The 6,681-nt window shown below is 24.3% G+C and carries 1 protein-coding gene; it reads left to right on the top strand.

The annotated features are described in order from the left end of the window. Window positions 1–87: 87 nt before the first annotated feature. Window positions 88–6,543, top strand: coding sequence for an S-layer family protein (locus A9758_RS02345; protein WP_011406311.1), 6,456 nt, complete (start codon window positions 88–90; stop codon window positions 6,541–6,543). Window positions 6,544–6,681: the final 138 nt, after the last annotated feature.

Below are 6,681 nucleotides of genomic sequence, written 5' to 3' on the forward strand. Positions count from 1 at the left end.
TTTAATTTATTTTAAAAAAAGGAATAATGGGAAAAAACCATTGATTTCTATTATTCTTTAAAAGAAATGGAGGAAAAGTGATTTAAAATGAAGAATAAAATATTAATATCTTCTATATTTTTAATAGTATTATTATTTAGTCTTTCAACAATAACGGCAGTAGACACTAATACAACAAATATGAATACAATAGAAAAACAAACAACAGACACGACAAAATCTACTCTAAACATAGTATCAAACAATGATAATAATGAACTTAAATTTAATACAACAAAAAAAGAAATTATTCCAAAAAATAAGGAAATTAAAACAAAAACCAGTTCAATTAAAGAACATGGAATAGCTAACACTAAAACTTTAAAGAAAAATAATGAAGTTAGTTATTATGTATCAACAACAGGATCAGATAATAATACAGGTTCAAAAGATAATCCATATAAAACAATACAATATGCAATTGATAAAACAACAACAAATAATACATATAACATTTTCATTAAATCAGGAAATTATACCGGGGTAGGAAATACTAACTTAACAGTAAATGGTAATCATAAAATTAACTTCATTGGTGAAGGTATCAATAAAACAATACTTGATGGAGAAGCAAATTATGTGATAGACCCTAATCCTGGTTATGTATGGGAAAGTTCAAAAATTTGGTGGCCATATATTAATGCTACAGGTAATTATGGAATGACTATAACAAAGGGTAATGGACATATTTCTATTTATAATTTATCAATAGCTCATATGTGGAGTCCTGGAGGAAGTAGTATCAGTGCATATCCTCATGCAACTATTGATAATTATGGAAATTTAAGCATAAACTCTGTAGAATTTCATGAAAATTATGCAGGTGTAGGAGCAGGTGTTAGAAATAATTATGGTGCAACATTACTAGTTAATAATTCCCTATTTGAAGAAAATCGTAAAAGTAGTTCTACAGGAAATAATGGAATTATTTATAATAATGGTACAGCAACCATATTAAATTCATTATTTAATCATAATTATGCTCGTTGGGGAACAATATTAAATGATAACAATATCACTATGATAAATACAACATTATCTAATGGTATTGGTTATGATGGAAAGAGTGGTTATAAATATGGAAGTGGTTTTGCATGTAACTCTGGTGGGGCTGACTTTTATTTACCAGGATTTTTCTTAACATACAATAATATAATCAATTGTACTTTTATTAAAAATGATCAAAGTGATATTTATGGTTATCAAGGAAACATTTATGCTTATGGAAATAAATTTATTAATTCTACAGGTATTAGGTTAATTGATAGTCAAAATTCAAATATAACCTATAATATTATAAACAATTCAATGGAAGATATTGTAGAATCTACTATTAGTACTACTTTAACTACTGGTGCTAGAACATATGCTATTGATGCTCAAATTACTAGTAATAATTTGACTATAATAAATAACACAATTTCAATGGATAGAGGTACTGCTATCAGTATAAAAAAAGGAAATATTATTAACAATACAATTATTATGTATGGTCCATCACATGTTATAAAAAAAGCTATAGAAGTTAGTGGATCTAATTCTACAATAACTAATAATATTATAAATGAATATATTGAACTTAAGGGAAATTCAAATATAATTACTAAAAACAATATAGAAACAACTTCAAACTATGCAATATCAGTATATAATTCTGCTATTAATAATACTATTGTAGAAAATAATTTAGTTTCTAAAGAATTAATTGGAGATTATGCTGTATATGGAAATAATATAAAAAATACAATTATAAATAATACTCCAATGCCTAATAGTGATGATTTATATGTAAGTCCTATTGTTAATGAAGCAAGAAATGGAACTATGGATAATCCAACTTCTTTAACTGATGCACTAGAGAGAATAACAAGTACAGGTACAATATACTTATTTTCAAAAAATAAAAAATATGACTTATTAAATTCAGTAATAATTAATGAAACAACTGTTAAAAATACAAAAACAGTACGTATCAAAGGAATTTTAAATAATACTCCTGTATCTGGAAATAACAAAACTCAACTATTTAATATAAAAGAAGGATTTACTGTAATACTGGATAATTTAAAATTTATCAATGGTACTTCATCGAATGGTGGGATAATATATTCAGAAGGAAATTTAACAGTAACTTCATCAATATTCCAAGATAGTTATGCAGACAATGGTGGGGCAGTATTTATAAATAAAAGTGGAAATCTTATATTAAAAAATAACTCTTTTAAAAATATAAGTTCTCTAAATGAAACATTAATATTTAATTCAATAGGAAACAATCTATTAGAAAATAATACTTATGAAAATTGTGATATTAAATTAAAAAAATTTACAATAACAGCAAGTACTTCAAATCCAAATCCTATTCTAGTAAATAATACTATAACTGTTAATATAGATAATGTAATTCTAGAAAATCCAACATATTATGATAGTAACATAACAAATAATATCAATTATAGTATTTATAGAAATGATATTTTATTAGATACAATTACTACAACTTCTTATACATTAAATTCAACAATACCTACTAATATTACAACATATATAATATCTAATTTTTCAAAAGAAAAATCAAATACATTAACATTTAATATAATTTACTTAAAAGCAAAAGCAATAACTTCAAACACTCCAACTACTATTGTGTTTATTAATGAGGATATACACATCACAACAACATTAATTGATGAATTTAATCAACCAGTAACTAGTGGAGTTATTAGTTATTATAATAATACAATCCTTATGGGTACAGTAGAAGTAATAAATGGAAGTGCAAGATTAACATTAAATAAAACATCTAATATTGGAACAACAGAAATAACTATAAAGTATACTGATGCTAGTAATATCTATGAAAATCATACAAATAAAACATCACTTGTAATATTAGATAATGTATATGTAAGTTCAGAAGTTACACAACCAGCTTCAGGATCAATAGATAATCCAACAACACTTACTGATGCTTTATCTAAAATAAAAGATGAAAAAACAATATATTTACTTAATGGGATTTATTATATAAATAATCAAATAACAATTAGTAAAAACACTACTAATGCAACGACATTTAATATTATTGGTCAAAAAGATGTAACATTTTTTGGACAAAATAAATCATCCATGTTAAATATTACTAAAGATTTTACTATAAAAATTACTAATATTACTTTTAGAAATATAAATAAAGAAGGACTTTATGGTGCAATAGTTAATATGGGAAAATTAACATTGATAAATACTACTTTTTTAAATAATTATAATGAATATGCTGAGGGTACTGCATTACATAACTATAATGGTACTGTTATAATAGAAAATTCATCATTTATTAATAACACTGGGAAAAATGGTGGAGTAATATTTTCAAAAGGTAATTTATCTATATCTAATACATTATTTACTAATAATTCTGCAGAATATGGTGGAATAATTTATTCAGCAGGATATGTTCAAAGAATAATGTTATATCCAGGATTTTTCATATATAAAGTAATGTCTGGAAATCTTACAATATCTAACACTACATTTAATAATTCCATAGCAAAAGAGGATTATGGAGCAATATATTTCTTAGGAATAGATTTAGTATTAGAAAACAATACTTTTAGTAATATTCAATCAAAAAATGAAACAATAGTAATTAAAGAAATTACAAATAGAATTATGAAAAATAATGTGTATATTAACTGTTCTATAAACTCAACAATTCAAATATCCTCTGATGCTACAAATCCATCACCTATGAAGGTAAATGATACTTTAAAATTCAATATAGATAATATAAAAATTAAGAATCCTAGAAATTATGATGATAACATAACAAGTAGTATTAAATATAATATATATTTAAATAATATTAAAATTGACACAACAGATTATAATCCAAATTCATTTAATATAATACCTACAATACATGATACAGTAACATTATATGTCATACCTACATTTACTAAAACTAAATCAAACACACTTATTGATGTGGAAATATATGATCTTAAAAATACTATTATTAAAGCAGAAAACACAGTAAGTTATAGTGATGAAAATACGACAATAAATATATCAGTAACTGATAAATTAGGAACATTAGTATCTGATGGTGGAATAATAAGGATATATGAAAATAATATATTGTTAGGTGAAGCTCCAACTCACAATGGTGTAGCTATTATTAAAATAAATCCATTATCAACAGGAATACATAATATAACTATAAAATATATTGGAACAGAAACGGGAATTTACAATAATCAAACAAACACATCATCTATATTCTCATTGGGAAAACATGTCTATGTAAGTCCAGATGTAACTGAAATACAAGAAGGTACATTATCTAATCCAACAACACTTAATGATGCTTTATCAAAAGTTGGAAACTATGGAACAATACATCTATTATATGGTACTAATGGAATATATTTCATTAATGAACCAATATATGTAGCTTATGGATATTTACATTCAACTACTAATAATATTAATATAATAGCTCAAAATAGAGTAATATTTGATGGTAGTGGTAATAATATGAGAATAATGAGTATAATTTATCGAAATGTATCTATGACTAATATCTCCTTTATCAATTCTAGATCAATAGTTAATAATGGAAATTTAACTTTAATAGATTGTATATTTGATAATAATACTGCAGAAATAAAAAATGGTGGAGCAATTGAGAATAATGGACATTTAATTATTATAAATAGCACATTTATAAACAACAAAGCTATTAATGGTGGAGCAATTAGTAATGGGGGAACTATTGAAACAAAAGGAAAAATATTATTCAAAAACAATGTTGCAGAACAAGGTGGAGCAATTAGTAATAATAATTTTGGAAAAATAGATATGAATGGTGAAATTTTATTCATAAATAACACTGTTAAAGGAAATAATAATGTCTATGCTGGAGCAATCTATAACTTAGGAAATATAACATTAACAGGTAACACTTTATTTATAAATAATACAGCAAGTGGTAATAGTATTATTTATGGTGGAGCAATTTACAACAAAGGAAATATAACTAGTATAGGAAATACTACCTTTAATAATAACAAAGTAATAGCAGTAACTGCAGGATCTGGAGGCTCAATATATAGTTTAAGTGGTGTACTTATTTTTGAAGGAAACAACACCTTTAATAATAATGAAGCTACTACAAATGGAGGAGCAATACAATTACCAACTTCAAATACTAAATTAATATTAAATAACAATACTATATTTAGTAATAATAAGGCATATGAATCTGGAGGAGCTATGTCTATCTTGACAGCCCTATTTGAAATAAATGGAAATATAACATTTAGAAATAATTCTGCAGATAAAGGTGGAGCATTATATTTAGTTGGAAGTAAATATATTCCACGTAAGTATAATATAGTAAATGCTATATTTTTAGATAATAAAGCATTTATTGAAGGTGGAGCAATTTACACAAATTACATAAATCTAACATTAGAAAATAATACTTTTACTAATATAATAAGTCCAAGTGAAACATTATTCCTAAATACTACAGGAACAAATATTTTATCTAATAATACATATATAAACTGTTCAATATTAACAACACCTATAATATTAAATTCAAACAAGTCCCCAAACTTTTTATTAAAAATAAATAGTACTATTATATTAATGCTTGAGCAATTTGAATTAATAAATCCTAGTTATTATGATAGTAACATATTAGATAATGTTTCATATAATATATATAGAAATGATGAACTTATAAAAAATAGTGATTCAATGATATATAACTTAATAGTTGATACAGATAGACAGATAACTACATATATTATTCCAAGTATTTTAAGTACTAAATCAAACATATTAACATTTAAAGTACAAAGTTATACTAATGTAATAATAGATCCAGTAATTGCACAAGTAGGCGATATAATTAATTTAAGAGCACAAGTAACAGATAGTGAAGGAAATCCAGTATCTAATGGACGTGTAATATTTAAAGTAAATGGTAAAACAATAAGAGATAATAATGGAAATATAATTTATGTACAAGTAATTAATGGAATAGCTATACTTGAAAATTATAGAGTACCAACAACTTGGATAAAATCAAAACCAGTACTAAATGCAGTTTATGGTGGAAATAATCAATATATAACTGGAAGAACAAATAATACGATACCAATGAATATAACTAAGAAAGAAGTATCTATGACAATGACAACAAACACTACAACAGTAAAACCAGGCCAAACAATAAAAATAACAGTGAAAATAACAGAAAAAGATACTAATGTAAATGAAGGACAGGTATTATTTAAGGTAAATGGTAAAACAATGAGAGATAATAAGGGATATATAGTCTACCATGAAGTTAAAGATGGACTAGTAACAATAACATACACAATACCAGAAAATGCCAGAGCACAAGACTATACATTCACATGTGTATATGGACACAAGTTATACAATAGAAACGATATAAACAGCACCATAACTGTTGTAAAAAACTAAAAAAAAATTTTAATAAATGAGAATTATATATAATTCTCGTCTATTTTTCTTTTCGGGTTTTCTAAAAAATATATATCTAAATTTAAAGAACTTAATTTTTAATAATATATTCCTTGTTAGTTATCTCCATTTTCTTGT

Source organism: Methanosphaera sp. A6 (assembly GCF_001729395.1).
Lineage (GTDB): Archaea > Methanobacteriota > Methanobacteria > Methanobacteriales > Methanobacteriaceae > Methanosphaera > Methanosphaera stadtmanae.